This is a genomic window from Bartonella sp. AP7XZML (assembly GCF_042195745.1).
In the GTDB taxonomy this organism is placed as follows: Bacteria; Pseudomonadota; Alphaproteobacteria; order Rhizobiales; family Rhizobiaceae; genus Bartonella.
This window is the reverse complement of the sequence record NZ_JBHIOT010000006.1, coordinates 1-2264: the sequence shown is the minus strand read 5'-3', so window position 1 is coordinate 2264 and position 2264 is coordinate 1. Positions and strand designations below refer to the sequence as shown.

The following is a 2264-nucleotide window of genomic DNA, read 5'->3' as shown; positions in this document are numbered from 1 at the left end:
CAAAGCCCCCTCTTCTCAAGAGCACTTCGTGATCACAGATGTCCAAGCCTCTGAATCCGGTATGTATAAACTTATCTTGCGGGAGATAAAACAATAAACGTATCTTTTCTTGTGTGTTATCAATAAAACTGTCCCAGAACTCGAATTACTGCTGTAAACCTTGGGCTTGAAAAAGCAGTGAATCGGTAATTCCGTGGTATGCCGGTACGGAGACTGATTTGGCATTCATGGTATGTTATAGCTACTGATGCAATTCGTGTCCAAGTGGTTCGTTCATTCTTTTCAGGACTTTCAAATACAATGGCTTGATCGGTTACCAAAAGACGTCCTCTAAGTGGGATCTTTTTATTAATATCAAAGAAAACGCGTTCTTGAACTCCCAACAATTTTTCATTGTGTGCTAAACGATATTCATATTCGCTTGCGTCAAGCTCTTGAAACATTTTACACGCTTCAGAAAAACTAGACACTTTAATATCCGGTAGCAACATTGCAACTTGTTCTTCAAAAAGTTTTACTTTTTTCTTTTCAGAGTAGTGAGCGATCACCAAAAGTAAAACAATAAGAATGGCTACTAATAACCATGGTGAAATACTTATTATTGCTACTATGCCCCCAATCAATAGAGCACAAAGGAGAAAAATCTTGATCCCCTTTTCCCACCGTTCGTTTTCAATTGCTGGAAACGTTTTATTAACAACTGAGAAATCAGAAGAAGGATGTGCAGGAAGGAGCGACATTGAAGCCTGTTCTGGAACTTTCTCTTCAAAACGTTTTTTGCGTTTATCTTGCCAATAAGCGAAAATGGAAAACGCAAAAAACGCAAAGAAAATTAACCAAAACCATCCCCAAAAGCCTAATCCATCATCTTTGTCTGGTTTGTTAACTTGAGTGGGGGTAATTTGCTTATCAGTATCCTCAGCTGGTACCTGAGTCACGCTTTCGTTTTGAGTAGCAACATCTATTGACGAAGTCGAGGAGGAGGTAACAATTTCATTATTGTGTGTAATTTGATTTGGTTTGTCTTTGTGTACAGAAGCACCTACTATCGCAGAGCCGATAAATAATAAAGCTCCAATACCAAGAGTTTTCAGTCCGTTTTTCCGCCATTTCTTTATACATACTAAAACGAGTCGGACAATCATCATTGGCAATGATAACAAGCACACGATCATTGCAATTGTATCAAGGGTATCCAGCATTACCTCCCCCTCCGCTATAAATAAAAAAGTAAAGTGGAAATTTAAAGTGAGTCGACAAATAAAGTAAAGACGTACTTATATAATTTAGAAAAATGTAATATTACTGCTTGACATTATAGTAGGAGTATGAATAATCGAATCAGGTGCCTAAGAAACACCTTAAAACAACAAGCGGATTGGTTGCCGAAATAATCAGTCTTCCGCACATTGTAAAGGCTTTGACTCATTATATGCGTATAGCGTATACTGGTCTTGTCGGGTGTGGTTATGCCATAAAATACCCTTTCGGGGGAAAGCATAACGACGGGCTTGTTGCCGTGTTTCTTAGCACCCGGCACTTTTTTAAAGTGTCATTAAGAAACATCTATCAACAAGGAATTCATTATGAATACTCTTATAGAAATTAGAGAACAGGTTATTGATCAGGAAACTGTTCAAACTGTTAACGCGCGTGATTTACATACGTTTTTAGAAATAAAAGCTCGCTTTAATGATTGGATTAAAAATCGCATTAAAGAATGTAAATTTCAGGAAAATATAAACTTTATAACGCTTACTAAAAATTTAGTAAGCGGTGGAAAGGTAAAAGAATACCACATTACGTTAGACGTGGCTAAACATCTTTCGATGATAGAGCGTAATGATAAAGGGCATGAAGCACGTCAATACTTTATCAAATGTGAACGGCTTTTGAAACAAGTAGCAACACCACAAGTTGACTACTCCAAACCTGAAGCATTACTTGGTGTTTTGAATCACTTACAAAATCAAATTGAGCAAAAAGATCATGTTATTGCCGAATTAGCACCAAAAGCAAAAGCACTTGATGGTTTAAAGCGTTCTGATGGTTTGTTCGGTCTTATTGAAGCAGCAAAGATGTTAGAGGTACGACCTAAGGACTTAACGGATTACTTGCGTAAACATGATTGGGTGTATCGACGAGCGCCAGGAGCGCCTCTGTTGCCCTATCAAGACAAAATAAAGAAAGGCTTTATGGACTGCCCTGCTATCACCATTCAAAGACCGGATGGTACAGAAAAGGTACTCCCTTCAACGAAAATC

The 2264-nt window shown here is 38.0% G+C and carries 2 protein-coding genes; one reads left to right on the top strand and one right to left on the bottom strand.

Annotated elements, in window-relative coordinates; all coding sequences use genetic code 11:
- Positions 1-119 precede the first annotated feature (119 nt).
- Positions 120-1202, bottom strand: a complete 1083-nt coding sequence (locus tag ACFILT_RS00660; RefSeq protein WP_375679424.1) for a hypothetical protein — start codon at positions 1200-1202, stop codon at positions 120-122.
- 384 nt (positions 1203-1586) lie between these two features.
- On the opposite strand from ACFILT_RS00660, the gene ACFILT_RS00655 reads away from it, so the two are divergent.
- The coding region (locus tag ACFILT_RS00655) for an antA/AntB antirepressor family protein (RefSeq protein ID WP_375679423.1) at positions 1587-2264 on the top strand (678 nt) is incomplete at its 3' end.

Excerpts from the sequence above, each read along its gene's own strand:
- ACFILT_RS00660 (WP_375679424.1), bottom strand. The coding sequence starts at position 1,202 with ATGCTGGATACCCTTGATACAATTGCAATGATCGTGTGCTTGTTATCA.